Annotated in this window: 22 protein-coding genes; 4 read left to right on the forward strand and 18 right to left on the reverse strand. The window is 44.6% G+C overall.

The window, feature by feature from the left end; genetic code table 11:
* Positions 1-240 precede the first annotated feature (240 nt).
* Entirely contained in the window at positions 241-435 is a 195-nt protein-coding gene (locus tag KTG12_RS21615; RefSeq protein WP_022321884.1) for a hypothetical protein, read from the reverse strand.
* A gap of 317 nt (positions 436-752) precedes the next feature.
* On the opposite strand from KTG12_RS21615, the gene KTG12_RS02145 reads away from it, so the two are divergent.
* Positions 753-2,117 (forward strand): TrpB-like pyridoxal phosphate-dependent enzyme, encoded by a 1,365-nt coding sequence (locus KTG12_RS02145; protein ID WP_005633229.1) that lies wholly within the window; start codon positions 753-755, stop codon positions 2,115-2,117.
* Between the two features lie 140 nt (positions 2,118-2,257).
* Here the strand turns inward: KTG12_RS02145 and KTG12_RS02150 are convergent, their stop codons facing one another.
* The 11 genes from KTG12_RS02150 to KTG12_RS02200 all read right to left on the reverse strand — a co-directional run bounded on the left by KTG12_RS02150 (position 2,258) and on the right by KTG12_RS02200 (position 14,947).
* On the reverse strand, positions 2,258-2,668 hold the full coding sequence (locus KTG12_RS02150; RefSeq protein ID WP_005633231.1) for a DUF3836 domain-containing protein: 411 nt from the start codon (positions 2,666-2,668) through the stop codon (positions 2,258-2,260).
* Positions 2,669-2,857: 189 nt separating this feature from the next.
* Complete coding sequence (locus KTG12_RS02155; RefSeq protein WP_005633234.1) at positions 2,858-3,070, reverse strand: helix-turn-helix transcriptional regulator; 213 nt, start codon at positions 3,068-3,070, stop codon at positions 2,858-2,860.
* Positions 3,071-3,386: 316 nt separating this feature from the next.
* On the reverse strand, positions 3,387-4,052 hold the full coding sequence (locus KTG12_RS02160; protein ID WP_005633238.1) for a DUF2975 domain-containing protein: 666 nt from the start codon (positions 4,050-4,052) through the stop codon (positions 3,387-3,389).
* Between the two features lie 56 nt (positions 4,053-4,108).
* Positions 4,109-5,884, reverse strand: coding sequence for a signal peptide peptidase SppA (gene sppA, locus KTG12_RS02165; RefSeq protein WP_005633239.1), 1,776 nt, complete (start codon positions 5,882-5,884; stop codon positions 4,109-4,111).
* Between the two features lie 465 nt (positions 5,885-6,349).
* Positions 6,350-7,024 (reverse strand): DUF2461 domain-containing protein, encoded by a 675-nt coding sequence (locus KTG12_RS02170; RefSeq protein WP_005633243.1) that lies wholly within the window; start codon positions 7,022-7,024, stop codon positions 6,350-6,352.
* A 15-nt stretch (positions 7,025-7,039) separates the two neighbouring features.
* A complete protein-coding gene (locus tag KTG12_RS02175) occupies positions 7,040-9,250 on the reverse strand; it encodes a patatin-like phospholipase family protein (protein WP_173022586.1) in 2,211 nt (736 codons plus the stop codon).
* 169 nt (positions 9,251-9,419) lie between these two features.
* The gene (locus tag KTG12_RS02180; RefSeq protein ID WP_227225778.1) at positions 9,420-9,998 is read right to left on the reverse strand and encodes a hypothetical protein; all 579 of its coding nucleotides are present in this window, start codon (positions 9,996-9,998) and stop codon (positions 9,420-9,422) included.
* 3 nt (positions 9,999-10,001) lie between these two features.
* Positions 10,002-11,207, reverse strand: coding sequence for a 6-bladed beta-propeller (locus tag KTG12_RS02185; protein ID WP_155143421.1), 1,206 nt, complete (start codon positions 11,205-11,207; stop codon positions 10,002-10,004).
* A 33-nt stretch (positions 11,208-11,240) separates the two neighbouring features.
* Positions 11,241-12,794, reverse strand: a complete 1,554-nt coding sequence (locus tag KTG12_RS02190) for a tetratricopeptide repeat protein (RefSeq protein WP_005644834.1) — start codon at positions 12,792-12,794, stop codon at positions 11,241-11,243.
* Between the two features lie 33 nt (positions 12,795-12,827).
* The gene (locus KTG12_RS02195; protein WP_138273071.1) at positions 12,828-14,564 is read right to left on the reverse strand and encodes a M56 family metallopeptidase; all 1,737 of its coding nucleotides are present in this window, start codon (positions 14,562-14,564) and stop codon (positions 12,828-12,830) included.
* Between the two features lie 20 nt (positions 14,565-14,584).
* Complete coding sequence (locus tag KTG12_RS02200; protein WP_005633254.1) at positions 14,585-14,947, reverse strand: BlaI/MecI/CopY family transcriptional regulator; 363 nt, start codon at positions 14,945-14,947, stop codon at positions 14,585-14,587.
* 607 nt (positions 14,948-15,554) lie between these two features.
* Here KTG12_RS02200 and KTG12_RS02205 point away from each other — a divergent pair.
* Positions 15,555-16,445, forward strand: coding sequence for a glycerophosphodiester phosphodiesterase family protein (locus KTG12_RS02205; RefSeq protein ID WP_005649616.1), 891 nt, complete (start codon positions 15,555-15,557; stop codon positions 16,443-16,445).
* Between the two features lie 250 nt (positions 16,446-16,695).
* On the opposite strand, the gene dprA is transcribed toward KTG12_RS02205, so the two are convergent.
* Genes dprA through KTG12_RS02220 form a run of 3 tightly spaced genes read right to left on the reverse strand, consistent with a single transcriptional unit; the run spans position 16,696 to position 19,486 of the window.
* Positions 16,696-17,811: a DNA-processing protein DprA gene (gene dprA, locus KTG12_RS02210; RefSeq protein ID WP_022321381.1), complete on the reverse strand. Its 1,116-nt coding sequence runs from the start codon at positions 17,809-17,811 to the stop codon at positions 16,696-16,698.
* Complete coding sequence (locus KTG12_RS02215) at positions 17,808-18,215, reverse strand: thioesterase family protein (protein WP_008156366.1); 408 nt, start codon at positions 18,213-18,215, stop codon at positions 17,808-17,810. Before KTG12_RS02215 ends, dprA begins: the two co-directional genes overlap by 4 nt.
* A complete protein-coding gene (locus KTG12_RS02220; RefSeq protein WP_005633262.1) occupies positions 18,215-19,486 on the reverse strand; it encodes a peptidase U32 family protein in 1,272 nt (423 codons plus the stop codon). The genes KTG12_RS02215 and KTG12_RS02220 overlap by 1 nt, the downstream gene beginning before the upstream one ends.
* 368 nt (positions 19,487-19,854) lie before the next feature.
* Here KTG12_RS02220 and dusB point away from each other — a divergent pair, with 368 nt between their 5' ends.
* Positions 19,855-20,886: a tRNA dihydrouridine synthase DusB gene (gene dusB / locus KTG12_RS02225; protein ID WP_138273070.1), complete on the forward strand. Its 1,032-nt coding sequence runs from the start codon at positions 19,855-19,857 to the stop codon at positions 20,884-20,886.
* A gap of 321 nt (positions 20,887-21,207) precedes the next feature.
* Here the strand turns inward: dusB and KTG12_RS02230 are convergent, their stop codons facing one another.
* The 3 genes from KTG12_RS02230 to KTG12_RS02240 are packed head-to-tail and all read right to left on the reverse strand — an operon-like array spanning position 21,208 to position 24,647.
* Positions 21,208-21,963, reverse strand: coding sequence for a succinate dehydrogenase/fumarate reductase iron-sulfur subunit (locus KTG12_RS02230; RefSeq protein WP_005633281.1), 756 nt, complete (start codon positions 21,961-21,963; stop codon positions 21,208-21,210).
* Positions 21,964-21,990: 27 nt separating this feature from the next.
* Positions 21,991-23,934, reverse strand: a complete 1,944-nt coding sequence (locus tag KTG12_RS02235; protein WP_005633282.1) for a fumarate reductase/succinate dehydrogenase flavoprotein subunit — start codon at positions 23,932-23,934, stop codon at positions 21,991-21,993.
* Between the two features lie 38 nt (positions 23,935-23,972).
* Entirely contained in the window at positions 23,973-24,647 is a 675-nt protein-coding gene (locus tag KTG12_RS02240; protein ID WP_005633284.1) for a succinate dehydrogenase cytochrome b subunit, read from the reverse strand.
* Between the two features lie 259 nt (positions 24,648-24,906).
* On the opposite strand from KTG12_RS02240, the gene KTG12_RS02245 reads away from it, so the two are divergent.
* Positions 24,907-25,860: a PmoA family protein gene (locus KTG12_RS02245; protein WP_138273069.1), complete on the forward strand. Its 954-nt coding sequence runs from the start codon at positions 24,907-24,909 to the stop codon at positions 25,858-25,860.
* Positions 25,861-26,215 lie beyond the last annotated feature (355 nt).

Below are 26,215 nucleotides of genomic sequence, written 5' to 3' on the forward strand. Positions count from 1 at the left end.
TAAGGAAGTTTGGGATTACTGCAAAACAGGAAGAGTCTTACTACACCTTAACCTTATCCGAAAAACAGGAAATATCCTGGTAAAAGCACCCCTGACACCCATACAAAAAACGGAGAGGATAACATTATTAATACATCCACACCAAGCAAGTCATAGTTCCTATTTTAGGAACCATAGTTTTATTCAAGGATAATCTCTGAAAAACGCTTGGAAAAAGGAACAGGGAAATTCTTCGAACCTTTAAAAGTAATACATCACAAGTCCCAATATACGATGGTTCGTGACACTATGCGTATTTACGGTCTTGCCGAAGGCTTTGTCCGTATCACCATACCAAGCTGTCGTCGGCATATATTCCATACCGATTTGCCAATGGGGCAGATTGTAGGAGAAAGCGATATTGGTAGAGAAAACCTGGTCTATATCCAATACCATACTCGGTGGCGGAAACTAATACGTCGGCCGTTCCCAAGTTCTTGGTATAACCGGCAAAGAAGTGCCCCTTCCATTTCGTCCCGCAGGTGAAATTAATCCAAGATGTGGAATGCCGGAAAGGCCATGCAGATGCCGGCCAGCAGTAATATCAGCTTTTTCATTCTTATAGTTTGTTACCAGTTTAACAGAGTTGAGCCACAAAGATATATATTTTCCTGTATTTCATTTGAAGAACGAAATATTATTTGTTACTTTGCTTCCAAGTTGTAAGCCTTAAAGGCCAAATCGATTAATAATGTAAACTACATAACAACATCATGGAAAGTAAGAAATTTTTACTGCAGGAGAAAGATATTCCTACAGCCTGGTACAACATCGTAGCAGACATGGAGAATAAACCGCTTCCTCCGCTCAACCCCAAAACAAAGGAACCGCTCAAGCCTGAAGATCTCTATCCTCTATTTGCCAAAGGATTGGTAGACCAGGAGATGAACCAGACGGATGCCTGGATCGAAATCCCGGAAGAAGTTCGCGACATGTATAAAATCTGGCGTCCGACTCCGTTGGTCCGCGCTTACGGACTTGAAAAAGCACTCGACACGCCGGCTCACATCTACTTCAAGAACGAAAGTGTCAGCCCTGTCGGATCTCATAAACTGAATTCCGCTATTCCGCAGGCCTATTTCTGCAAAAAGGAAGGCGTGACCAATGTCACGACCGAAACAGGCGCCGGACAATGGGGAGCTTCCATGGCTATGGCCGCCAAACATTTCGGATTGGAACTGGCTGTCTATATGGTAAAGGTCAGCTACAACCAGAAACCCTACCGCCGTTCTATCATGCAGACGTTCGGAGCCGAGGTGATCGCCTCGCCCAGTATGAGTACACGTGCGGGCCGCGACATTATCACCAAGCACCCGAATTATCAGGGAAGCCTGGGAACAGCCATCTCCGAAGCGGTCGAGTTGGCTATGCAGACGCCCAATTGCAAATATGTATTGGGTAGCGTGCTGAACCATGTGATGCTCCACCAGACAGTTATCGGCCTGGAAGCTGAAAAACAAATGGAGATGGCGGGAGAATACCCGGACGTAGTTATCGCTTGTTTCGGTGGTGGTTCAAACTTCTCCGGTATTGCATTCCCATTCCTGCGTCATAAGCTGACACAAGGAAAAAATATCCGTATCGTGGCTGCCGAACCGGCCTCCTGCCCGAAACTGACACGTGGACAATTCCAGTACGACTTCGGTGACGAAGCCGGCTACACGCCACTGCTTCCGATGTTCACTTTAGGGCATAACTTCGCCCCGGCCAATATACACGCAGGCGGTCTGCGTTATCACGGTGCAGGTTCTATCGTCAGCCAATTAAAGAAAGACGGCCTGATGGATGCTGTAGATATCCAGCAGCTTGAAACATTCAAAGCTGCCACGTTATTCGCTCAGAGCGAAGGCATTATACCGGCACCCGAATCTTCCCACGCTATCGCTGCCGCTATTCGCGAAGCAGAGCAGGCTAAAATCGAAGGCAAACCACGTACGATCCTGTTCAACCTGTCCGGTCACGGCTTGATCGACATGGCCGCTTACGACCAGTATCTGGCAGGCGACCTGACAAACTACGAAGTCACAGACGCCGATGTAGAGAAGAATCTTTCGGAAATAGAGAAGATCATTAAATAAAAACAAGATAAACTCCGATCATTTTCGTGAGATCACGAAAATGATCGGAGCAAATGAAAATGGCGCTAATAACAGGGACTCACGTCTTTTGTTATTCGCGCCATTTTCGGTTGTGTCTATGAAATATTCTAAAATAGGTATTATGAGAAAATGTCGTTATAACTTGTTGCCGGAGCAACCATATTCTGGACATTTAAGCTAAAACTTTTCTTCTTTTTATCCCACATTCCGTATGTGGTGTTGATTTCCCCTGTTTCTGCATCGTATGAATAAGTCGTCAGATAATAGGGAACCCACTCATCCTTACTCTTATTCCAGCGATATGCCTTCTTTTCTGACACTTTGCCGTTTTCATTGTAAGAAAATTCATATTTAACTTCTTTATTCAAAAGCCCATTGTCATTTAAGAAAATGACTTTTGAAATAACCTTACCATTCTCTTCCTTCGTATCATACATGTACTCTCTGGGAGAGGCTGCGCTCATTGCAAGATTACACAAGAACATAACTGCAAGAACAAGAATGCTTTTACTTAAAATCGAAGTCTTCATATAATTATTACTTTAAGATTACTTTCAAATTGCGGTGCAAATGTAGGTACTATTCCATAACCAACCAAACTTTTGCTTACATATTGTCAGCATACACATCTAATTTAACAATATTAAGCACTTCATCCGCCTTTATATAGCCTGGCATACTTACATATTGTAAGAAAACAATCATTCATATCCAAGACTTCACGTTTCATCTTCCTTAAATTCGAGTATATCCGCCGGTTGGCAATCGAGCTCCTTACAAATTGCCTCAAGAGTAGAAAAGCGTATAGCTTTGGCTTTACCCGTCTTTAAGATCGAAAGATTTGCCGGGGTAATACCGATACGATCGGCCAAATCACCCAAAGTGATCTTTCTTTTTGCCATCATCACATCCAAATTCACTATTATAGCCATATCTTACTCCTCTGATTATTCGTCAATTACGACATTATGAATTTCACTACCCGCATCTCCAGATGTTTGCCAAGCTGGAATACTCAAACTCCGATTCAAGCAATAAATACAGGCAGCAGATAATATTATACTAAGAACGGAGAACCCAGTAAAGGGCATTCCCCCATTATTTCATATACGGAACAGACATTCGGGTAATAAATTATAAGCAAGACCGAAATTCCATTCACAATCATATCCGAAAGAATACATAGACTCAAACTGCCGGAACAATAAAAAAGACATCGCTTGTGTCTTATTTATCATGATCAGATTCTTAAATTGTCAACTCCTGTTCCTCTTTCATCTGCAGACCGATTGCAAAAATACGACCTACCAATAAAGCAATCAGGCCCATTATCAATGTCATCGGCTGAAAGTCACACCAGAAATTATGTTCATAACCTTCCAACTCGAATAATCGGGTTGCCTCCCAGTAATTCGTTATCATATAAGCTTGTGTCAGTATGAAAGAGATCAGCAGATTGCGTCCGATGCGATTCAAACGGCGTACATTCATCCAATCGAATATCACCTCGTGATTAATCGCATTGATAAGCTTATAGAATTGGATGATCGCTTTTATAATAAAGAACAGACCGATCAGTATAAGGAAACTTACATATCTTGCAATTCCAACATCTTTGGATTTCGCCCAGACCAATGTCTTGATATGTGAAGCCGGATACCACTCCTGATCCTTCTGATTGAATAGCTTATCTGAAGTGGCAGCCAAAGATTTCGGCCATAAACTAAGAGTCATCGGGCTTAATATTCCCGCACTAATGTTTGTTGTTCCCTGCTCATGCGCTTCTTCAGCCTGTGACATTCCTTCTTTGAAACCGTCCACAAATGCATTACCCATCGAATAGATGCTCGGAACCAAAGACAAACCGACAAAGAAAAATATCAAAACACAGATTAAATTCAATTGCTTTTTCATAACCTATAGCATTCTTGCTTAAGAAGAAGGGCGGGCAAACCCCGCCCTACCTTCCATTATAAACCTTTTATATCAAACGGCATACGGGCAATAATACCGGATTCCGTTTCAGCCCGGCGGATCGTTGAGAACAGTTTGAATTGCTCTTCGCCCATTACAGATTTGGCGATGGAGACTTTTACTTCATCCATCTGCTTCTCCATGAATTTGGTAAAGAAATCTTTCGGGCCATCTGCTACTATTACAGAATAATCAGTCAATTCCGCTAAAGTCGCAGCCTCTTTGATCGCATCATCCATGCCGCCCAACTGGTCGACCAAACCTCTTTCCAATGCCTGTTCGCCTGTCCATACACGTCCTTGTCCGATCGAATCGATCTCAGCTTTTGTCATGCCGCGGCCATCTGCGCAACGAGTCAGGAATAAATCATATGTTTGTTCTACACCACGCTGGATCAACGCCTTTTCATCTTCACGCATCGGACGACTGATGTCCCCCAAATCAGCGAATGTATTTGTCTTTACGATATCCGTAGTTACACCTACCTTATCAAATGTTCCGGTAAAATTACGGACGACACCGAATACACCGATTGAACCTGTCAAAGTCGTACGTTCGGCGACAATCTTGTTTGCGGCACAAGAGATGTAATAGCCACCGGAAGCAGCATAGTTACCCATCGAAACAACGATCGGCTTCTTAGCTTTCAGCTCGACCACTTCTTTCCATATCTGTTCGGAGATATAAGCGCTACCGCCCGGAGAGTTCACACGAAAGACTACGGCTTTTACATCATCGTCATCTTTCAGCTTGCGCAATTTATTTGCCATTTCTTCTGAAATCACCTGTTCGTCGGCACTGAAAGGAGAAGAAGAATCTTCGTCTCGGATTTCACCTTCCGCATACAAGACAGCGATCTTATTCTTGTTCTCTTTTTCTTTTACTTTGATAGAGACAATTTTGTCCACTCCGGCAGTTTTCAGCTTGCCCTTCACATCCTGTCCGGCCATTTCTTTCACACAGTTTTCCACCTCATACCGATAACGAAGCCCGTCCGCCAATTTATAATCGACAGCATTGGAAGCCTGGCCCATTGCAAGACCTTCGTTCAGGTAACGATCCAATTCGTCGGAAGAGATATTACGGCTTTTCTCGATAGCGGTTGTCAAGTTTCCCCATACGCTGCCCAAGAAAGAAGTCAACTGTTCACGATTGGCATCGCTAAACTTTTTCAGGAAAAACGGTTCTACGGCACTCTTATAAGTTCCAACCTTAAAGATATAATGTTCCACTCCGATTTTCTCAGCCAACCCGGTAAAAAACAACCCCTGTGATGCAAGACCAACCAACGAGACGCTACCTTGCGGATTTAGGAAAACAGAGTCAGCTACGCTACACAGGTAATAAGCCCCCTGCGTATAATAATCGCCGTATGACACGATAAACTTACCGCTATCCTTAAAGTCCTCCAACTCGCGGCGGATCGCCTCAATCCCTGCAAAGCCTGTAGAAAGCGAACCGGCTTCCAGATAAATACCTTTAATATTATCGTTTGCCTTTGCACGGCGGATCGCTTTGATCACATCCGACACAGCCATTTGATTGCTACTTTCTCCCATCAGTTCCGAAAAAGGATTCTTCACAGCCTGATCGACCAAGACACCATCCAAAGACAATTTGAACACCGTGTTCTTATCCGGTTTGTACTCGGAAGAACCGTCAGCACTGGCGGCTACTCCTATGATGAAAAAAATGGAACCCATTGTTACGATTCCCAAAGCAACCAACACTCCCAGCGTGGATGCAAATACCGTTTTGAAGAATTGTTTCATAATGTTTTATGTAATTATTGTTCGTTTTTCAAATAATATTTATCGTTTTTCGATATTCAAAAGAATATATTATTTCTGACTCCACCAAATATTTTTATTGTTTTTCGATAAAAATATTACGAAACACAGAAAATATATATTGAAAGTAAGCGTCAACCTTCATCAGAGACCAAATCAGCTCCGGAAGGCTCTATTTAAGTGACAATCGCCATGCTACTATTGTCAAACAGCCTGCTCATAGACCTTTTGCCTTTAGTCGAAAGCCTTTTCGCCCTTGGTCAAAAGCCCTTTCGACACTGGTCAAAAACCTTTTCGACTAAGGGCGAAAAGCAAAGGAGTGGTAGTAATAGTTGTTAATACCTGTGTATTTGTTGATTAATTGATATTGTAACGTCTTTGTTTTTCACTTAAATATATAGAGGTGAAACCGAAGAGGCATGGTCAACCTATTTCAGGACGAGACAATCAGACTCTTCCTAAATACTCATCCACCGTATAATTCAAGAATTGGTTGAACGGATATAAAAGTTTGAAATCTTCAACGGCCTTATCCATCCAATCCGGTTCGAAAAAGAATTCATCCGGTTTATAGGAGACGACACTGAAATCTTTGTGACGTAGGATTTCGTCATATTTGAAATCGGAAGGATAGCCGGCAGGCATACGTTTCAGGACTTCACCCTCCATTGTCGGATATGTCTTCTTGAAAGCCGGCTTTTCCATGATGGCGACAAAATCTTCTATATTTTCATAAATGTCTTTACGGAGTGCTTTCAGCAAGGCAGGCGGCGGACACCAAACACCTCCCGAAAGCAGGCAGCCACCCGGTTCAAGATGAATATAATAGCCGGCACGCTCGCTGCCCCGTCCGCCACAGGAAGCCATATAGGCTGCAAAATGAATCTTATACGGAGTCTTGTCCGGTGAAAAACGAATATCCCGGTAAATGCGGAACAGGCAATCTTTCGCCTCCAATCCGGCTATTTCCGGATCGAAGAGGGCGATCCGGTCAATCAGTTGTTGTACTTCGTCAATAAAACCCTTGCGAAGGGAATCGTAACGGCTTTTATTGGCCTGAAACCATTCCCGGTTATTGTTCTGACGCAGTTCCGTCAGGAATTGTATTATTTCTGCATTCATCCTTTGATATATTATTTAAAACATAAATCCCAAATTCATATAAAACTGCAAATGCGAATTACGGTTGGACATGCCGAACGTTGCACTCAAAGGACCGGCAATACTGTTATAGGCATATCCCAGGCTGCCTCCCCAAAGGCTTTTCCCCTCCAGCAGATGAAAAAAATCGTTGTTATGAATGCCATAGTTGCCGGTCAGCGTGATATAATTGTTCCCCGCAATACGTTGCCGGAGCTGGAGGCGAGCCACCACGACCGAATTATCCAGGATTTCCACATGATTGATCCCGGCAAAAGGCAATTGCTGAGACAAATAACGTCCGAACGTCTCCCCACCGATCGCATTTAAGAACGGAAAAGCCGTATTTCCCCCGATCAGGACACGCCCGTAAAACGCAGGCAACAAACTCAAACGTGAACTAATGGGACAAACCGTCATAAACTTCAAGCCGATAGCCGAGAAAGGAGAGCTACCGTTATATTTCACAAAGTTGTCCGTATAGAGTGAATAGTCCGCCTCCAAAGAAACTCCCCTATTTGGGAAATACCGCCGGTCCAATGTTTCGAGATGTGCCGATGCGAAATAACTAAAAAAGCCCTCCGGTTTCACAGTATACAATTCATCACTCCCTGTGTAAAGAAAGGAATTATAATTAAAATATTCATAACGCAGTCCGGCCTTCACCTTAAAGCTCAACCAGTTCATATCCGAATAAGCGAATTCTGCAAGATGGTGTGTATAGGTGGTGTTAAACCGTTTATCTCCCTTCTCATAAATGTCCAAATTATTATAGCTGAACTTATACGACAAATTGAAATTGCGCAGCGGAGAACGTTCTATCGAGTAATCCAGCATAGCAGAAGATATCTTACTCCCCACACGCCCGGTAAAAGCAAAACGGGAATGATTCCGTTTCCCCTTATGATAGGTGGCATTCACCAGCACTCCGATGATTTCCTCCGAATCGAAACGTATACCTAAATTCACAGAACTTTCCGATTTAGGCTGCAAGGTCAAGACCAGATCCTGCTGGCTCTCGCCGGTCAGTTTGTAGTTTACATAAGCATAGGCATTTGTCCCGACCAGAATAGACATGGATTTGCGCAGTTCCTTCAACGTAATATGGCTGTTCTCCTTTAGCGCACAGATACGATGCAACCAGTTCAGGTCGCGCGGATCGGCTCCATCGAAACGGATATGACGGACATAGAATGTATCGGCAGGCAAAACAGGACGATGCGCCAGGCGCCGCGACTGTATAGAAAAGGTATCGGTATCCGAAAGACCGATCCTACGCTTCAAAGCCATGATTTCGTTCCAACGACGGCGAGCATCAGCTTCTCCCCTGTGTAACATCGTATCAAGAGCTGCAGGAGCAAAACTGGAAGAACGGTAAGGTTCCATATCCGGACGAAACAGCAGATCGGTCCGGTCACGGTTCCGCTCATATTTGTCATAGCCATGCAAAGCGATGATCTGCGTTGCGATATCACCGGGAGAATGCAGGCGGTCGTAACTACGCAGATCGCTCGTTGCCAAATCCACGCCGATAACGATATCCGCTCCCATAGCAAGTGCGACATCCACCGGATAGTTATTGTTCAACCCGCCATCGACAAGCACCATACTGTCCAGCCGGACAGGGGTAAACACCGCCGGAATCGCCATACTGGCACGCATGGCAAGCGGAAGGCTGCCTTTGTGGAATACATAGTCTTTACCACTAACCATATCGACCGCCACACAAGCAAACGGGATCAGAAAAGAATTAAAATCGACCGAATCGTGATAACCGATCGTCAGGTCTGAAAAGAGATTTTGCAAGTTCTGGCCTTTCACAACTCCATCGATCACCCGGTCTTTCTTCTCCAACCCGAAAGGTAAAGAGACTATATAACGTTCCGCCTTCTCTTTTTCGGGGAAGAGGAGATGACTACGTTTCACTTTGTCGCTCAACAACATATCCCAGTCTTGCAACTCTACCATTCTTTTGATCTCATCCGGGCTGTAACCGATAGCATACAAACCTCCGACAATCGCCCCCATACTGGTCCCAGCCACGATATCGATCGGTATACCGGCTTCCTCCAACACTTTCAATACCCCGATATGCGCCACACCTTTTGCACCGCCACCGCCCAACACGACTGCGACTTTCTTGCGTTCTCCCGCCATCCCAGGCCAGGCAAGCAAGCATATAAGCAAAAGAGACAGGTATTTCTTCATCATCACAATCCCTTTTTTAGTTGTTATCCACAGATATATTCTTCTACGAGCAGACTCTTATCAATCGTTACTACTTCACAACGAATACCTTATTTATATCCAATGGCAAAGATATATTTTGTTATCACCTCACGCAATAAAAGGATTGAAAAAACATAGCATGTGCCGTCTACTTTCCAACAAACAACAGCTCGAACCAGATATATTCTTTCATATCAAAAGCCTTATGCCACTCTTGCGGCGACAGTTTGGCATTCCGTACATCGCAATAGCTGCCGCCCTGTAGTAATTTTCCGTCTACCAGTATTTCGCGCAAAGCACCACTGGTGTAGGAAGTAAGCGGGATCGTATCTGAAGTAGAAAAAGGGCGGTCGGGATAGGTTTCCAATAAGATACAGTGCAGGACATCTTCCAGTTCTATCTCCTTGGTTATTTGTAAAGAATCGACATTCAATGTAAAACGTGCCGTATGTTTGTGGACTGGCTCGACTGCCATCTGTAGGCGCAAAACCGTATCTTGCATAAAGCAAGGCGTCTCGTTCAATATTTTATAACTCACCTTCCCGTTTTGGGAATATGCCATTCGTAACTGATACGGCCGGCCCTGGAAAGCACCGGTTATTTCCACACACTGGCTACTTGACGGAACATCCGTTTCCACATAACCGATACGGACCGGGACCGGTTGCTTAGGCGAACAGCCGGCAACCAGCCCGATCAATAGTACTATTCCAACAAAACGCATCATAGCTTATTTCATATAAACGACCATCAATACCGGATTATCATCTTCTGTCAATTTTTTCAATTGGGGATGTTCCAGGACTCCCGGATTCTTTTCTGCTTCTTTCATAATATCACCGGCCTCCCAGACAGAGACCAGAGTGTTCCGGTCCAAAGAAGTCGCCGGACGCAAAGGCAAAGCACCGGGGAAGTCGTTCTTGATATAACCTCCCGGAACGGAAAAACATTCCTTTGCTTTTTTGTCGTAAAGCACCATATGACGCTCCCGTTGTTTTTCTCCCGCCCAATAATTATAAGGCATAAAAAGCAATGAATCGGTTTCTATCACCTGGTTGCGGATATATGGAGCAGCAATCGTGTTGTAGGTCTTCCAGTCACCATCGCAGGCTTCCATGCGACAGTCAATGGGGATGGAATATTTGCCTAAATCGAAGATATAACGGGGTTGGAGCTCCTTTTCCGTCACAACGAACAAAGTATCATTGTAAAACTCTTTGTAGCAAATCAAATCTTTATAGCGGAACATGTATCTGTCTATGCCACTCATCATCAGCCACCGAGTTCCGCTTTTGACTTCAAACAGGTCCGAACGATAAAAGGTATTCAATATATTCTCTTTTTGGCTGGAGATATAGATACGTTCTTTTTGTTGCCCACTGCTATTCAACATGAAGGTCGCCACCAAGGTATCATTCAACATGGCAAATTGTGCCGTTTCCTTATTCGGTATCTTTATGTCATAAAGGAATTTTCCGGTTTCCATCTCATAGACATTGATCTTCCCGGAAGTTGTCAGCATAAAGATCAATCCCGTATCCTCGTTCACATCTATCTGTTGGAAATAGTTGAATTGTCCGGGACCACCACCCCTCGAACCGATGTTCCTGACAAACTTTCCATCCGTCGTATACTGATACAACCTCGTATTACTGGAAACAAACCAATATTTACCGGTCTTTACCACCTTCCCCGAATTTATAAAATCGATCAGGCACTTATCATTCGTTTCCAACGGAACATACTGTACGGAATCGGCAATATCGCTCAACTTAATCTCCCGCTCGACACCGACTCCTGCCTCGAACGGAATGGTTATCGGATACTCCGACTCCACAGGTTCGAATTCGACAGTTACCGGTTGTTCGACATTCTTTCCCGCACAAGCCGAAAGAAACACGACTACACTCAACAGAAATACTTTTCTATATTCCATATTTATATCGATTATATTGTTCAGATATTCTATCTATTCCAAGTCGGCGTCTTTCAACATTTTCCGTGCTTTCTCTTTTTCTTCCTTACTCAGGGCGAGCGTATCGAGTTTAGCACCGCTTTTACGCAATTCCTTTTCTTTTTCCCTGGCTTTTTTAATATGTTCCTGCATCTTCTCGCGCCTCAAACGTTCATCTTCCGGCATCTGCGGCAGTTGGGCGACCAAGGCACGCAGATCAGCGACAGCCAACTTCGTCTTCTTCCCATCGGGAGCCAACATCGTCACTTCATCGGCATTCCGGAAAAAGGCATCTTCACAAACCGCTTCCAAGAAAGGGCGGTAATTATAAAGATACTTTTGCGACTTGTCTGTCTTCATATAGGCTGTCAGGTAAGTGTATCTACTGAAAATCGTCTTTTGCAATTTTTCCTCCTGCTGAAAGAGTCCCGGATCGACATCCCAGTATTGTGTACTGATCTTATACAGGAAGTGCAACTGGGTTGGGTCTTCCTTCCATGCGGCATAATACAGCTTTTCCGCTTCGGGCCAACGGCCGTCCCTTTCCAAGGCATCACCTCGGAAGGTCGTCAACATATTAACTAGGAATTTTTTCGGCTGCATATTCGTTTCCGCCAGATCGAAAAGCTCATAAGCCCGTTTACGGTCGTATGTTTTTCCCAGGGAAGCGCCATACAACATGACTGTTTCCACATCCGTCGAATCTATTTCATAGGCCTTCTCCAGCAGCTCGACCCCATCAAGTGCATGACCGGACATATAGCGGGCCGCCCCCGCATATTTAAGATTCAAAAAAGAAGAATCGCCATCGGCCAATAGACCGGTATAGACTGAATCGGCCTGCTTATAATCTTTCGTCATATAGAGAGCCATCCCTTTACTCTGCCGTATCTGGCTGTTATCCGGATTATAGAACAAGGCGGTATCGCACACCTGCAAAGCTCCCTGTCCGTCCCCCATCCGCAATAACGTATTTATCAGAGAAGATGCCACACGTACATTTTCCGGGTTCAGCTCCAAAGCACGGGCATATAAAGAAAGAGCGATCATCGTATTAGGACCGGTCCCTCTTTTAATATGGCAATCAGCCAGCCCGGTCAGGATAGAAGGATTTTCACCTTCGATGGAAGCAAGTATATGATAGTGTTCCGTCGCTCGACCATAATCTCCCAACTGATAATAGAGACGCGCCAACTGATAGTTGGCATAGAAGTTCATGCTGTCGGTTCCCAATACTTTACGATAACATTGTTTAGCTTCCGCTATCCTTCCGAAATTGATCGCATTCCTGGCAACGGCGTTCAATGCATCCACATTGTTCGTATCCATCTTCAAGCAATGAGAAAAACACTGATAGGCCTCCTTATAGCGCAACAGTCCCTCATACGCCTGCCCGATTGCCGACATTGTAGCATAATCGGCTGAATCGGCAGGAGTAAGACTATCCGCACGTGCTACAACTTCCTGAAATTGTTTTTTATTGACCAATTCCTGAAGATTAAGACTCTGCGCCTGTCCCCAAAGGGACAGTACGCAAAGAAACAGTAATAGAGAAAACTTACATTTCATAATGGTATCGTATTAATGACCGATTCTGGTCAATTACTGCAAACGGAAAGTAACCGGAACCGTATATTTTACGGCTACAGCCATATTGTTTTGTACGCCAGGATTCCATTTCGGCATTTCCCGGATCACCCGGACAGCCTCCCTGTCCAGCGAAGGATCGATTCCACGGATCACTTCAATATTTTTCAAACTTCCATCCGTGTCGACAACGAAAGAGCAAGAGACACGTCCTTGTATTCCATTCTCCTGAGCAATAGCCGGATATTTTATGCGTGTTGCCAGATATTTCAACAACGAAGCCTGTCCACTCGGAAATTCCGGCATCTGTTGCACTACCGTAAAGACACGACCGGACGTATCGACTTCTTTAATCTGCCTCTGCACGATACGAGAGGATGTTTTTTTCTTTCCACCGGAAAGCCGGAAAGTTACCGGTACCGTATATTTGACATTAACCACTTTGCCCCGCTGTTTCCCCGGCGACCATACCGGCATGGAGTTTATCACACGCAAAGCCTCCTCATTCAGTTCCGGACTTACCCCACGAATCACTTCTGCCTCCGAGATAGCCCCGTCTTTTCCAACAACGAAAGAACAGCTAACCCGTCCCTCTATACCATTTTTAACGGCCGATTCCGGGTATCTGACATTCGTCGCCAGGAATTTCAGCAGAGCACCCTGTCCGCCAGGGAATTCCGGCATTACCTCCACAACGGTAAACACCGGGTTACGGGCACGTCTGGCAGCCTCAATACCTTCCTCCGATAGCACATACTCCTCACGTTTTTCAGCAGGAGAAGCATCACCGACAAAAGGGAACGGCAAGATAGCCTCCGGTAGCAAGACATCGGCAAACGTGCTTTCCGTCAGTTCGTCCGTGATCCGGGCCAATGCATCGACATTGCTTAAAATCAGCAAGGCGCCCACAACCGGTATAAAAATCAAGTATTTCGTCCTACCTATGCTCCGGGAACGTTTCTTATTCATCATGCTGATCCGATTTTTCAGATGCAGCATATTAAAGTTATTAGATAAAGAGGTCACCGATCTATTGGTATGTGCCAACCCCAAAAGGTGATATTGGTAGCTACGACTGTCATAGCCCGATTCAAGTACCGTATCATCCGCCAAATATTCCAGATTATGACGTACCTCTCTTTTCAACAGCCAGACAAACGGATTCACCCAACAGATGATACAAACCAATTCGCAAATAATCACGTCAATCGAATGCCACTGGCTGACATGCGTACACTCGTGTACCAAAATCTCATCGATCTCTTTCTCGGAATGGCTGTCGGGATGCAGAAATACCAGCCGGAAAAAAGAAAAAGGACCGGCCGGTTTATTCAACAGATGTACACGTACGTTACGGATCAAAGTCACTTCCGACCGCCGTGCCAGTAACAAGATGCTGCTCAACTGCACTAAAAAACGGAACGATAAGGCAATTACACCGCTCCAATAAAGATAAGAAATACCGGGAAGTAACAAATCATGCCAATTTGTTTGGGGAACATTGCCGGGGGTTATTGTCGTTTCGGGCAAAATGGCTGAATACATTTGTATGACTTCCACTATCGGCCCCTGCTCCCGGATCCAATCCTGAATATTCATCAGCGGATAAAGCAATGACACCCCGAAAAATGCCAACAAGATGGTACGGCGTAGTTTAAAGAAGGTGTCCTTATAAAAGAACAGCCGGTAGAAGGCATAAAGGAGTATAAAAGCTACATTTACCTTCAAGAAGTAGGCAAATTCCGGTGTCATGGCATTATGTATTTAACAGTTTATTCTCGTCCTTTTTCAATCATATCGATAATCTCTTTCAACTCATCGGTCGATATCTTCTGTTCTTTAGCAAAAAAGGAGACCATTTCCTTGTAAGAGTTCTCGAAATAGTTGTTCACCACACTTCCCATAAACGTCCGTTTATATTCCTCCTGTGGGATCAGCGGCCTGTATTCGTAAGTATTTCCGTAACGTTTCGCTTTCACGTATTTCTTACGTTCCAGATTCTTCACAATAGAAGCGAGTGTCGTATAAGGAGGCTTAGGCTCTTCATACTTCGCCAGGATGTCTTTGATAAAACACGGCTCGATCTGCCAGATCCAGCGCATTACATCCTCTTCCTGTCTTGTTAATCTTTCCATGTTTCTATATTATTTTTTACGATCGTATCGCAAATCTACGAATACATCGTAAATGTGCAAGAAATAATGCGTTAATTTGTATTAACAATTAATAATCTATCATCTATTCGCTGCATGCGCCAAAAAGGAATTTATCTATAAGCAGCCACACCAAAGCATCCCCTATATTAATTAATGATTTTATATACTCCAAGGGGACACTTTTTAAGCATGGGATTTCACTTTTTCCGACGATAAAAAGTATTTGAATTAGCAGTTTTTACATGGAATCTGTATAGTTTATAAATAACCAACATTTTTTGACAAAATAGCTATTAGAGCTTAACATATATTATCCGTAAAAGGTTTGACAAACAAGCTTAGCTAGTGTATTTTTGCATTGTGGTTTTTTCATAATAGTATTAGATTTAAGGTTAACAAAGTTGGTTAGGGGTTGTCGAGATGACAATCCTTAATTTTTTATATACCTGCCTCTTTCTTTGCACATCTTGTTGCCTGTCATATTTTCATGTTTTTATAGTGCTTTTATAGTACGCCACTGATAAAAAAGTCTTACTTTTAAGCCGCATAATTGACAAAGAATCTATATAAATACAATATCATGAAAATGCTATCTTTTATTTTGGTACTCCTTTTAGGGGGTTTTATGCCTGCCGGGAATCTTTTGGCTTCAGACAAAGAACAAAATCCTCATTACATTACTGTGAAGAACAGCCGGGATCTACAAGCCTATTTCCGGTATGCTCCCGATCGCCCGATTGTAATCAGTGGACATCGTGGTGGAATGCTAGACGGCTATCCGGAGAACTGCATCGAATCATTCGAAAAGACCTTGTCCTATATGGAATCGTTTTTCGAGATAGATCCGCGTTTGACAAAAGACGGGATAATCGTATTGATGCACGACGAAACCATCGACCGGACAACTACCGGGAAAGGAAAGGTTTCAGATTACACTTATGCAGAACTGCAACAATTCAATCTGGTGGACCGAAACGGCAACGTGACAGCCTTCAAAATTCCAACTTTAAAAGAATGCCTGGAATGGAGCAAAGGCAAAACAATCCTGAATTTGGATATCAAGGATGTACCTTTAGAAGTTATGGCTGATTTTATAGAAACAGAAAAGCCTGTTAACGTCATGTACACGGTACATAACGCCAGTCAAGCCCGCTATTATCTCGACCGGAAACCGGATGCGATGTTTTCTTGCTGGTGTAAGAATCGGGAAGAATTCGATAATTATGAAAAAGCCGGCATCCCCTGGAAACAGGTAATGGCTTATGTAGGCCCGAAGATGAAGCCTGAACAGCAACCACTGTATGACGCTCTGCACCGTAACGGAGTCATGTGCATGATTTCCGTTGCTCCGACACATGATCGCGCGAAAACGGAAACAGAGAAAACCGCCGGTTACCGGTCAGAGATCAGCACTCGTCCCGACGTGATCGAAACGGACTATCCGTACCTGTTTCAAGGACTCGATTTAACAAAATAACGCAGTTTAAAGGACTCTTTATAGCCGATTAAAATCTTTTTGCTATTTATGCTCATCTGATTAACAAGTATTAGCGACAAAATGCTTGACAAACGCTCTTGACGAGTGTATCTTTGCAATGTGGTTTTTTCATAATAGTATTAGATTTAAGGTTAACAAAGTTGGTTAGGGGTTGTCGTGAGACAGCCTTTAATTGTTTATAGAGGTTCCGTTTCTTCTCCCACATACAAATCGTATACGAAAAAGCCGGTCAGGACAGCTTATAGAGATTTCCCGGCAACGCTTTTACCTTCCCGTTTATTTCCAGTTCGAACAATAGCATAGAGAGTTGATGTACCGGTATCTCCAACACTGAGGCAAGCTCGTTGATATGGATCTCATTCCGCGTTCGCATAATGGCTAAAACCGGATTTTGTTCCGAGGTGAATGTTTCCGCCTCGGCGAAAAACAACTCCGTTTGAACGGAAGTAGCCCCAGCTTGGATATCCCAACAAAGAGCGGAGAGCAGATCGTCCGCAGAAGTGATCAGGCCGGCTTTATTTTGTCGGATCAAATTGTTGCATCCTTTGGAATGGCTGTCACCGATGCGCCCTGGAAAGCTATAGACATCCCGGCCATAAGAGAATGCAATATCGGCAGTTACCAAAGAGCCTCCTTTTTCTGCCGATTCAACCACGATCGTACAATCCGAGATTCCGGCGACAATCCGGTTCCTCCGGAGGAAATTTGGACGGTCTGGTTCTGTACCGCTGGGAAAATCGGTCAACAGACCGCCCGATTCCAGCATTTCGACAGCCGTATTCCGATGGCAGGAAGGATAGATACGATCCAAGCCATGCGCCAGCACAGCAACAGTCGGAAGTCGGTTGTACAAAGCGTTCCGGTGGGCACAGATATCGATGCCGTAAGCCAATCCACTCACGACCAACAAGTCCGGGATCACTTTTGCCAAGTCTTTTATAAGGGATTCGGTAAGCTCCCGACCATATTCGGTCGCGTTGCGAGTACCCACAATACTGATGATACGGGTCGCATCAAGGTTAGTATTTCCCTTAAAATAGAAAAGTATAGGGGCATCCGGACATTCTCTCAAGCGCACCGGATAATCTGTATCAGTCAGATAATAACAGGAAATATTGTTTTTCTCGATAAAAGCCAACTCTTTTTCCGCCCGTTGCAAGATTTCCGGGCGTTTGATTTCGGCAGCAATATTGCTGCCGATACCAGGGATCCTTCCTAACAACTGTTGCTTTTCAGTAAACACAGCCTCTGCTTCTCCCAAAGCCTGCAGGAGATGACGCGCCAGGATATCTCCCACGCCGTTTATCATAGTAAGGCCGATTTGGTAAATCCGTTTGTCAGTCATGTATGTTCTATTCTTTTTAGCATTTCGTCGAAATATTCACCGCGTGTCAACTTTCCGTTCTCAACGATAACCGACTCGACGATTCCTTTCGTCGCCAATGCATTGTCAGAAGCCCTATATATATCCTGCTCGAATACGAGCTTGACTCCTTTTTTATAGACATTGAGGCAAGAGATATAGCTGTCGCCGCTCTTGAGCGAGGTCTTATACTGGATTTCTACCCGCGATACAAATCCGTCAACCCCTTTTTCGTGCATCTTTCCGAAGTTCTCGCCAAGCGACTCCAAGAATTCATGCCGAGTATGTTCCATATAATGCTGATAATTGGAGTTGTTGACCACTCCTTGCAGGTCGCATTCGTAGTCACGGACCTTGTCTGTCAGTTTAAAAATATACTCTTTCATTATTCAAATACCTTTTCAAGTTGAACCTTTTCCATTTTATACAATCGGTCAGACGGCCGAATCTTCTCGTTCACCTTGAGAGAGAACCGTTCACCTTTAACGGTCTCGTCCACCGGCTTCAAGTCCACACGGATTTCTTCTATCGTCTGCATAACCGCACCCGTTGTCGGTCCGGTAATCAGGATCTCATCACCCACTTTCAGGTTACCGGATTCCATTTCGAACTCCGCCACGCCGATCTTGTCGAAATATTTGATTCCTTTGGCAACATACACTTTCTTCTTAGTCGCGCCGGAGCCATATTTGCTACTCCACTCACCCAACCGTTGCCCCAAATAATAGCCGTCCCAGAATCCTCGGTTGAACACACTGCGCAGGCGTTCGTCCCAAGCGGCAACTTTCTTTTCATCGAACGTGCCATTGCAATAAGCACGCACAGCTTCCTTATAGCATTCGGTCACCAGGCGGACATATTCGGGACCGCGGGCACGTCCTTCGATCTTGAATACCCGTACACCTGCATCCATCATCTTATTCATGAAATGAATTGTCTTAAGGTCTTTAGGCGACATAATATACTGGTTTTCGATATCCAGTTCGATATTGCTGTCTTTATCTTTTACCGAATAAGCACGCCGACAAATCTGCATGCAAGCTCCCCGGTTGGCGGAAGCGTTCATTTCGTGCAGGCTCAGGTAACATTTACCGGAAACGGCCATACAGAGAGCTCCGTGGGCAAACATTTCGATACGGATCAGTTCTCCTTTCGGTCCCGTAATCTGCTGGTCGACGATCTGCCGATAGATTTCATGCACCTGTTTCAAATTCAGCTCACGCGCCAAGACGACAACATCGGCAAAACGGGCATAGAATTTCAGTGCTTCCGCATTGGAAATGTTGAGCTGTGTGGAAAGATGCACCTCCTGTCCGATGCTGTTGGCATAGTTCATAGCTGCCACATCGGCCGCAATGATCGCTGAAACTTCCGCCTCCTTCGCCGCATCGATAATCTCGCGCATCAGAGGCAGGTCTTCCCCATAAATAACCGTATTGACGGTCAAATAGCTCTTAATACCGTGCTCACGACAAAGCGCAACGATCTTGCGCAAATCGTCTGTCGTAAAGTTATTGGAAGAGCGCGAACGCATATTCAATCCTTCGATACCGAAATAGATAGAATCGGCTCCCCCTTGGATAGCCGCCATCAGTGATTCGTACGAACCGACAGGCGCCATTATTTCAAAATCTTTCTCGTTCAAGTTCTTATACATTTACTGGTTCGTTCGCAAAGGTAGGAATAATATCCGAGAAGAATTGCATGGGTATCCGTTTCTCAGAGCATCAAAATCGTGATCAAATACCATTTTCTATAAAGATTTGCAAAACAACCATCATACTGTCATTGTTGTCCTTTAGAATCTGTTATTCAATACCTTAAGACATGATAGTTTCTATTTTTAACTATCATACTACTATCATGCAACTATCATGATTTCAGCTTATCATTTTATCTATATCATTGACAGTATGACATTTGTACTTTCTATTGATCAATTACTACACTTTTTAGTAGATATCCTTTTATCCCTGTTTTTAGCAGGAAATCAGTACCTTTGTCCCCGTCATTGATAATATAAATATGAAAATAGGTACAATAGATTTAGGCGAACGCCCCGTCTTCTTAGCTCCGATGGAAGACGTTACAGATATTTCTTTCCGGTTGATGTGCAAACGTTTTGGTGCCGATATGGTTTATACCGAATTCGTTTCAGCAGACGCCCTGATCCGCAGTGTAAATAAAACACAGCAAAAGCTGAATGTGGCGGATGAAGAACGTCCGGTCGCCATACAAATATATGGCCGTGATGTTCCGACAATGGTCGAAGCCGCGCAAATTTGCGAAGCCGCTCATCCGGACATTCTCGATATCAATTTCGGTTGCCCTGTCAAACGAGTGGCAGGCAAAGGAGCAGGCGCCGGCATGCTGCGCAATATTCCACTGATGCTGGACATCACCCGTGAAGTCGTCAAAGCGGTGAACATCCCTGTCACCGTAAAAACCCGCTTGGGCTGGGATGCCGACAACCGGATCATCGTAGACTTGGCCGAACAGCTACAGGATTGCGGTATCGCAGCCCTTTCCATCCACGGACGTACCCGGGCACAGATGTATACAGGAGAGGCAGACTGGACACTGATCGGTGAAGTAAAAAACAATCCCCGCATACAAATTCCCATCATCGGCAATGGCGATGTGACTTCCGCCGAAATCTGCAAACAACGTTTCGAACAATATGGCGTGGATGCCGTTATGATTGGCCGGGGCAGCATAGGCCGCCCCTGGATTTTCAGAGAAGTGAGGCATTATCTGGATACAGGCGAGACATTGCCTGCCGAATCTTTTTCATGGTATCTGAACATACTGAAAAAGCAGGTGGAACAAAGCGTGGAACGTTTGGATGAGCGCCGGGGAATTCTCCACATTCGCCGCCATTTGGCTGCAACTCCGCTGTTTAAAGGTATTGCAGACTTCAAGCAGACACGCGTCGCCATGCTACGTGCGGAAACAGTGGAAGCATTATTCGACATTCTGGATTCCATCCCCGACAAATTTCATACAGGATACGGATTTCAAAGCGACTCTCAAGTGTCAGAATCGATCGATTGTTGATATAATAACAGTGTGAATCCGCACACAGTGTCAATTTTAAAACAAAAAGTAGCAAATTTGCAATAAAATGTAATTACAAACTCTTGCGTATTCAGTAAATATACTTTATATTTGCAGTGAGTTTTTTTCATAGTATTTTAGATCTAAGGTTAACAAAGTCTTTGCAGAGAGGGAATCGAGAGACTGTTTCACTGGAAAGCAACAAAAAAGCCGCATCCACTTTTATTATAGGGAGTGCGGCTTTTTTGTGGGTTTGAACGAACATAAAGAAAGCCCGTTGCCATTGACGACGGGCTTTTCCATATACATATATATAATGTATTAGTCTTGTAACTTAGCAGAGATGAACTCGCGGTTCAAGCGAGCGATGTTGCTAACGGAGATGTTCTTCGGACATTCCATTTCGCAAGCGCGAGTGTTCGTACAGTTACCAAAGCCCAGTTCATCCATCTTAGCAACCATTGCTTTTGCACGACGAGCAGCTTCCACCTTACCCTGAGGCAAAAGAGCCAGCTGGCTAACCTTTGCAGAGACGAACAGCATAGCTGAACCGTTCTTACAAGCAGCAGCACAAGCACCGCAGCCGATACAAGCAGCAGCATCCATAGCCAAATCCGCATCAGCCTTAGAAATAGGAATTGCATTAGCATCAGGAACCCCACCTGTGTTTACAGAAACGAAACCACCTGCCTGGATAATCTTATCATAAGCATAACGGTCTACCATCAAGTCGCGGATTACCGGGAAACCGGCAGAACGCCACGGCTCGATCGTAATCGTCTCACCATCATTGAAACGGCGCATATAGAGCTGACAGGTTGTTGCACCTGTTGCCGGTCCGTGCGGATGTCCGTTTACATACAATGAACACATACCGCAGATACCTTCACGGCAGTCGTGGTCGAATACGATAGGTTCTTTACCTTCGCTAACCAAACGTTCATTCAAAATGTCTAACATTTCCAAGAAAGAAACACTCTGATTGATTTTGTCGATTTGGTAAGTCTCAAACTGTCCTTTATCTTTCGGACCTTTCTGACGCCAAACTTTAAGTGTTACCTTTATATCTTTATCCATGATTCTAATTTTTGTGATTGATGATTATTACTTCTTGTAGTTACGTGTTTGAGGAACAACGAACTGATAGTTCAAATCTTCCTTCAGCATAACCGGGTCTTTGTCTTCACCCTGGTATTCCCAACAAGAGACGTACATGAACTTATCGTCATGACGCATAGCTTCGCCTTCTTCGGTCTGATGTTCCGTACGGAAGTGGCCACCACAAGATTCTGCGCGGTCTAACGCATCGTGTGCCATCAATGCACCGATTTCGATAAAGTCAGCCAAACGCAATGCCTTGTCCAATTCCACGTTCAAGCTGTTCGCTTCACCCGGAATGAATACATTGCTCCAGAATTCCTTCTTCAGGTCTTTCAACATTTGGATAGCTTCTTTCAAGCCTTCCGCGTCGCGTGCCATACCGACGTGTTCCCACATGATATGTCCCAGCTTACGGTGGATAGAATCGACAGTTTCTTTACCCTTCACGTTCATCAACTTCGCGATACGGGCGTTAATAGCCTTTTCTGCTTCCACAAATTCAGGCAGGTCAGTGCTAAAGCGCGGAACCTGGATCTGGTCAGACAGATAGTTCTGGATCGTGTAAGGCAATACAAAGTAACCATCAGCCAATCCCTGCATCAAAGCAGAAGCACCCAGACGGTTAGCGCCATGGTCAGAGAAGTTGGCTTCACCAATTGCGAACAGCCCCGGAATAGAAGTCATCAATTCATAGTCTACCCACAAACCACCCATTGAGTAGTGCAATGCAGGATAAATCATCATCGGAGTTTCGTACGGATCATCGTTCGTGATCTCTTCGTACATATCGAACAGGTTACCATATTTCTGTTTAACCACTTCCTTACCCAGACGGTTGATAGCGTCGGAGAAATCCAGGAATACAGCCAAGCCCGTGCTATTTACACCGAAACCGGCATCACAACGTTCTTTAGCGGCACGTGAAGCCACATCACGAGGAACCAAGTTACCGAATGCCGGATAACGACGTTCCAGATAGTAGTCGCGATCTGCTTCAGGAATATCCTTTCCCTTTTTTGTTCCGGCCTGCAATGCCTTCGCATCTTCCAGCTTCTTCGGAACCCAGATGCGACCATCGTTACGCAGTGATTCAGACATCAAAGTCAGTTTAGACTGGAAGTCACCTTTCACCGGCACACAAGTCGGGTGGATCTGCACCATACAAGGATTAGCAAAGTAAGCCCCTTTCTTGTAGCACTGCCATGCAGCAGAACCGTTAGACGCCATCGCGTTAGTAGACAAGAAGAATGTATTTACATAACCACCTGTCGCAACAACGACTGCGTGAGCGGCAAAACGTTCGATCTTACCGGTAATCAAATTACGGGCAATAATACCGCGAGCACGTCCGTCAACCTTCACAACATCCAGCATTTCATGGCGTGTGTACATCTTCACCTTTCCCAAACCAATCTGACGGCTCAATGCAGAGTAAGCACCCAACAGCAGCTGCTGTCCGGTCTGACCACGGGCATAGAACGTACGGGATACCTGAGCACCACCGAATGAACGGTTATCCAACAGACCACCATATTCGCGAGCGAATGGTACACCCTGTGCTACGCACTGGTCGATAATAGAGTTTGACACTTCAGCCAGACGATAGACGTTTGCTTCGCGGGCACGGTAGTCACCACCTTTGATTGTATCGTAGAACAGACGATAAACCGAGTCACCATCATTCTGATAATTCTTTGCCGCATTGATACCGCCCTGTGCAGCGATAGAGTGTGCACGACGGGGAGAGTCCTGAATACAGAAATTCAATACATTGAATCCCATTTCAGCCAGAGAGGCAGCAGCAGAAGCACCCGCCAGACCAGTACCTACTACAATTATGTCCAAACGACGTTTGTTTGCGGGATTCACCAATTTCTGGTGATTTTTATAATTTGTCCACTTCTCAGCCAACGGGCCTTGAGGAATTTTAGAATCTATTTGAGTCATAATGTTTTATTTTCAAATTGAAAAAATAATATCCGAAATTAAGCACCTACACCGTTCAGGTAGAAGATAACTGTGATAACAGCGAATAAGCCACAAATAATAGTGGCAACCCATTTAGAGATACATTCCCAACGGCTTAACCAAACGGTATTGTTCCAGCCAATTGTGTGAATCGCAGACCAGAAACCGTGAGTCAGGTGAAACCACAGAGCAACGAACCAGATCAGATACAACACCGTATTCACGACATTGCCCTGGAAGTAGAAATTGATAAACGCTGCACCATCCTGCGGATGAATGTCACCATGAATACCTGCCAGTTCGGCAAACATCATGTTGTACCAGAACTGAGTAAAGTGCAGAACCATGAACAGGATAACGATCACACCCAAAACAAACATGTTCTGAGAAGCCCATTCAACACCTTTCGGACGAGCGTTGATGGCATAACGGTCGTTACCGCGAGCCTTACGATTCTGCAGAGTCAAGATAATAGCATACACGAAGTGCACGACTACACCTGCAGCCAACACCAATGTACCGAGCAAAGCATACCAGTTAGAACCCAGCAAACCGCAAATCACGTTATACGCTTCACCAGAAAATACTGCCGCAATGTTCATACATAAGTGGAACACCAAGAACAGAATGAGAAAAAGACCTGATATACTCATTATCAGCTTCTTCCCGATAGAAGAATTAAGTAACCACATAAGATAATAATTTAAGTTATTTAATTGTATTTAGAAATTTCCTCCAATCTATGGTTATTATCGTGCAAAGGTATGCTAAATCCCCATATCACGCAAACGATTAAAGAAATATTTCATCAATTAGAACGCTGCTTGCTGGCTGGTTTTATTTGCATCAGATATCACAAACGGATTGTGCGAAACGAAAAAATTTCGTTTTTTTGTAGCCGATACAGGCAAGGTCTTGCCGGATAACTGATTATTATTTAATTGTCATATTATGAAAACTGCTATTTTTTCTATTGGTGTTTTTTTGATTTCTCTGTTCTTAGGCTCTTGTCAGCCTTCCGAAACATCCTGTTCCGTCGTCGACACGGGGAAAACCTTAGACTATAAGATAGGAGATAAACTGTTGTTCTCTTACAACTATACCACAGTTTACCCAGCCTCTGGCGTTGACTCGGTCTATAAACGCAGCGGTTTCATCCATCCTTTGAAGACATTGGGAGGCGAAGTGATGACCAATTGTTCTCCCGCCGACCATTACCATCATTTCGGTTTGTGGTATGCCTGGACGAAAACCACGTTCGAAGGAAACGAGATCGACTTCTGGAATCTCCACAAAAAACAAGGAACAGTTCGCTTCCGCAACTTCGAACACGTATCCGACAACGGTTTTGTTGCGACACTGGACCATGTGGTCTACCCCGATTCTCCCGCAGAAAAAGTAGCAATGAACGAACGCCTGGAGATCAACATCGGGACAACATCCTTACCAGGTTATTACATCGACTATCATACCACTATCCGCCTCGCCAGCCCCAGCCCGATCACCATGGAAGCTTACCGTTATGGCGGCATATGCATCCGTACGCGCGAAGACTGGAACGATCAGACAGCCGAAATGCTCACCTCGGAAGGCCTTTCCCGCGACGAAGCTGACGGTTCGAGAGCCCGTTGGTGCTACTACCAAGGGAAAGCCGGAAACGAAAAGGCCTGTATCCTAATCGTTGCCTCCCCTTCCAACCTGAACTATCCTGAGCCTTTACGCGTATGGGACAAAACTGTCAACAAGCCTGCCGGTGACGTCATGTGGAATTTCTCACCGACCAAGCAGAAGGCATTCACCTTGGAACCCGGTAAAGAACTGAGCCTGTCTTACCGCATTTATGTATTGGACAAGAACATCAACGCTACTACGGCAGAAGTGCTGTCCGATTTCGAACGTGATTGAATTTCTACTAAAACAAACTGACAATTTGCAGGGCAAGGTAAACAAGAAAAGGAAAAAGGGCTTGTTCTCCTATATCATCAAAGACAAGGCTCTTTTATGTAAATACAGCTACAAATCAATGAAAAACACGTAATAAAACTTACCCAACACCCCCATGTATCCGCCCCCGACACCCGGATCTATAAGAGCGTAAGATCCGGGTGTCGGGGGCGGATACATGGGGGTGTTGATAAAATTGTCTCCCTACTTTTACCTTAAAATGCTTGGAGTTTATTCATTTAAAACAGATAGATGAGCGATTGTCTCGTCCTGAAATAGGTTGACTTCATAAAAGTCAACAAAGATGAAAAAAGAG

The organism is Parabacteroides sp. MSK.9.14, assembly GCF_019041495.1.
In the GTDB taxonomy this organism is placed as follows: Bacteria; Bacteroidota; Bacteroidia; order Bacteroidales; family Tannerellaceae; genus Parabacteroides; species Parabacteroides merdae.

Coding starts and splice junctions, on each gene's coding strand:
- KTG12_RS21615 (WP_022321884.1), bottom strand. CDS start 435: ATGGTATTGGATATAGACCAGGTTTTCTCTACCAATATCGCTTTCTCC.
- KTG12_RS02145 (WP_005633229.1), top strand. CDS start 753: ATGGAAAGTAAGAAATTTTTACTGCAGGAGAAAGATATTCCTACAGCC.
- KTG12_RS02150 (WP_005633231.1), bottom strand. CDS start 2,668: ATGAAGACTTCGATTTTAAGTAAAAGCATTCTTGTTCTTGCAGTTATG.
- KTG12_RS02155 (WP_005633234.1), bottom strand. CDS start 3,070: ATGGCTATAATAGTGAATTTGGATGTGATGATGGCAAAAAGAAAGATC.
- KTG12_RS02160 (WP_005633238.1), bottom strand. CDS start 4,052: ATGAAAAAGCAATTGAATTTAATCTGTGTTTTGATATTTTTCTTTGTC.
- sppA (WP_005633239.1), bottom strand. CDS start 5,884: ATGAAACAATTCTTCAAAACGGTATTTGCATCCACGCTGGGAGTGTTG.
- KTG12_RS02170 (WP_005633243.1), bottom strand. CDS start 7,024: ATGAATGCAGAAATAATACAATTCCTGACGGAACTGCGTCAGAACAAT.
- KTG12_RS02175 (WP_173022586.1), bottom strand. CDS start 9,250: ATGAAGAAATACCTGTCTCTTTTGCTTATATGCTTGCTTGCCTGGCCT.
- KTG12_RS02180 (WP_227225778.1), bottom strand. CDS start 9,998: ATGATGCGTTTTGTTGGAATAGTACTATTGATCGGGCTGGTTGCCGGC.
- KTG12_RS02185 (WP_155143421.1), bottom strand. CDS start 11,207: ATGGAATATAGAAAAGTATTTCTGTTGAGTGTAGTCGTGTTTCTTTCG.
- KTG12_RS02190 (WP_005644834.1), bottom strand. CDS start 12,794: ATGAAATGTAAGTTTTCTCTATTACTGTTTCTTTGCGTACTGTCCCTT.
- KTG12_RS02195 (WP_138273071.1), bottom strand. CDS start 14,564: ATGACACCGGAATTTGCCTACTTCTTGAAGGTAAATGTAGCTTTTATA.
- KTG12_RS02200 (WP_005633254.1), bottom strand. CDS start 14,947: ATGGAAAGATTAACAAGACAGGAAGAGGATGTAATGCGCTGGATCTGG.
- KTG12_RS02205 (WP_005649616.1), top strand. CDS start 15,555: ATGCTATCTTTTATTTTGGTACTCCTTTTAGGGGGTTTTATGCCTGCC.
- dprA (WP_022321381.1), bottom strand. CDS start 17,811: ATGACTGACAAACGGATTTACCAAATCGGCCTTACTATGATAAACGGC.
- KTG12_RS02215 (WP_008156366.1), bottom strand. CDS start 18,215: ATGAAAGAGTATATTTTTAAACTGACAGACAAGGTCCGTGACTACGAA.
- KTG12_RS02220 (WP_005633262.1), bottom strand. CDS start 19,486: ATGTATAAGAACTTGAACGAGAAAGATTTTGAAATAATGGCGCCTGTC.
- dusB (WP_138273070.1), top strand. CDS start 19,855: ATGAAAATAGGTACAATAGATTTAGGCGAACGCCCCGTCTTCTTAGCT.
- KTG12_RS02230 (WP_005633281.1), bottom strand. CDS start 21,963: ATGGATAAAGATATAAAGGTAACACTTAAAGTTTGGCGTCAGAAAGGT.
- KTG12_RS02235 (WP_005633282.1), bottom strand. CDS start 23,934: ATGACTCAAATAGATTCTAAAATTCCTCAAGGCCCGTTGGCTGAGAAG.
- KTG12_RS02240 (WP_005633284.1), bottom strand. CDS start 24,647: ATGTGGTTACTTAATTCTTCTATCGGGAAGAAGCTGATAATGAGTATA.
- KTG12_RS02245 (WP_138273069.1), top strand. CDS start 24,907: ATGAAAACTGCTATTTTTTCTATTGGTGTTTTTTTGATTTCTCTGTTC.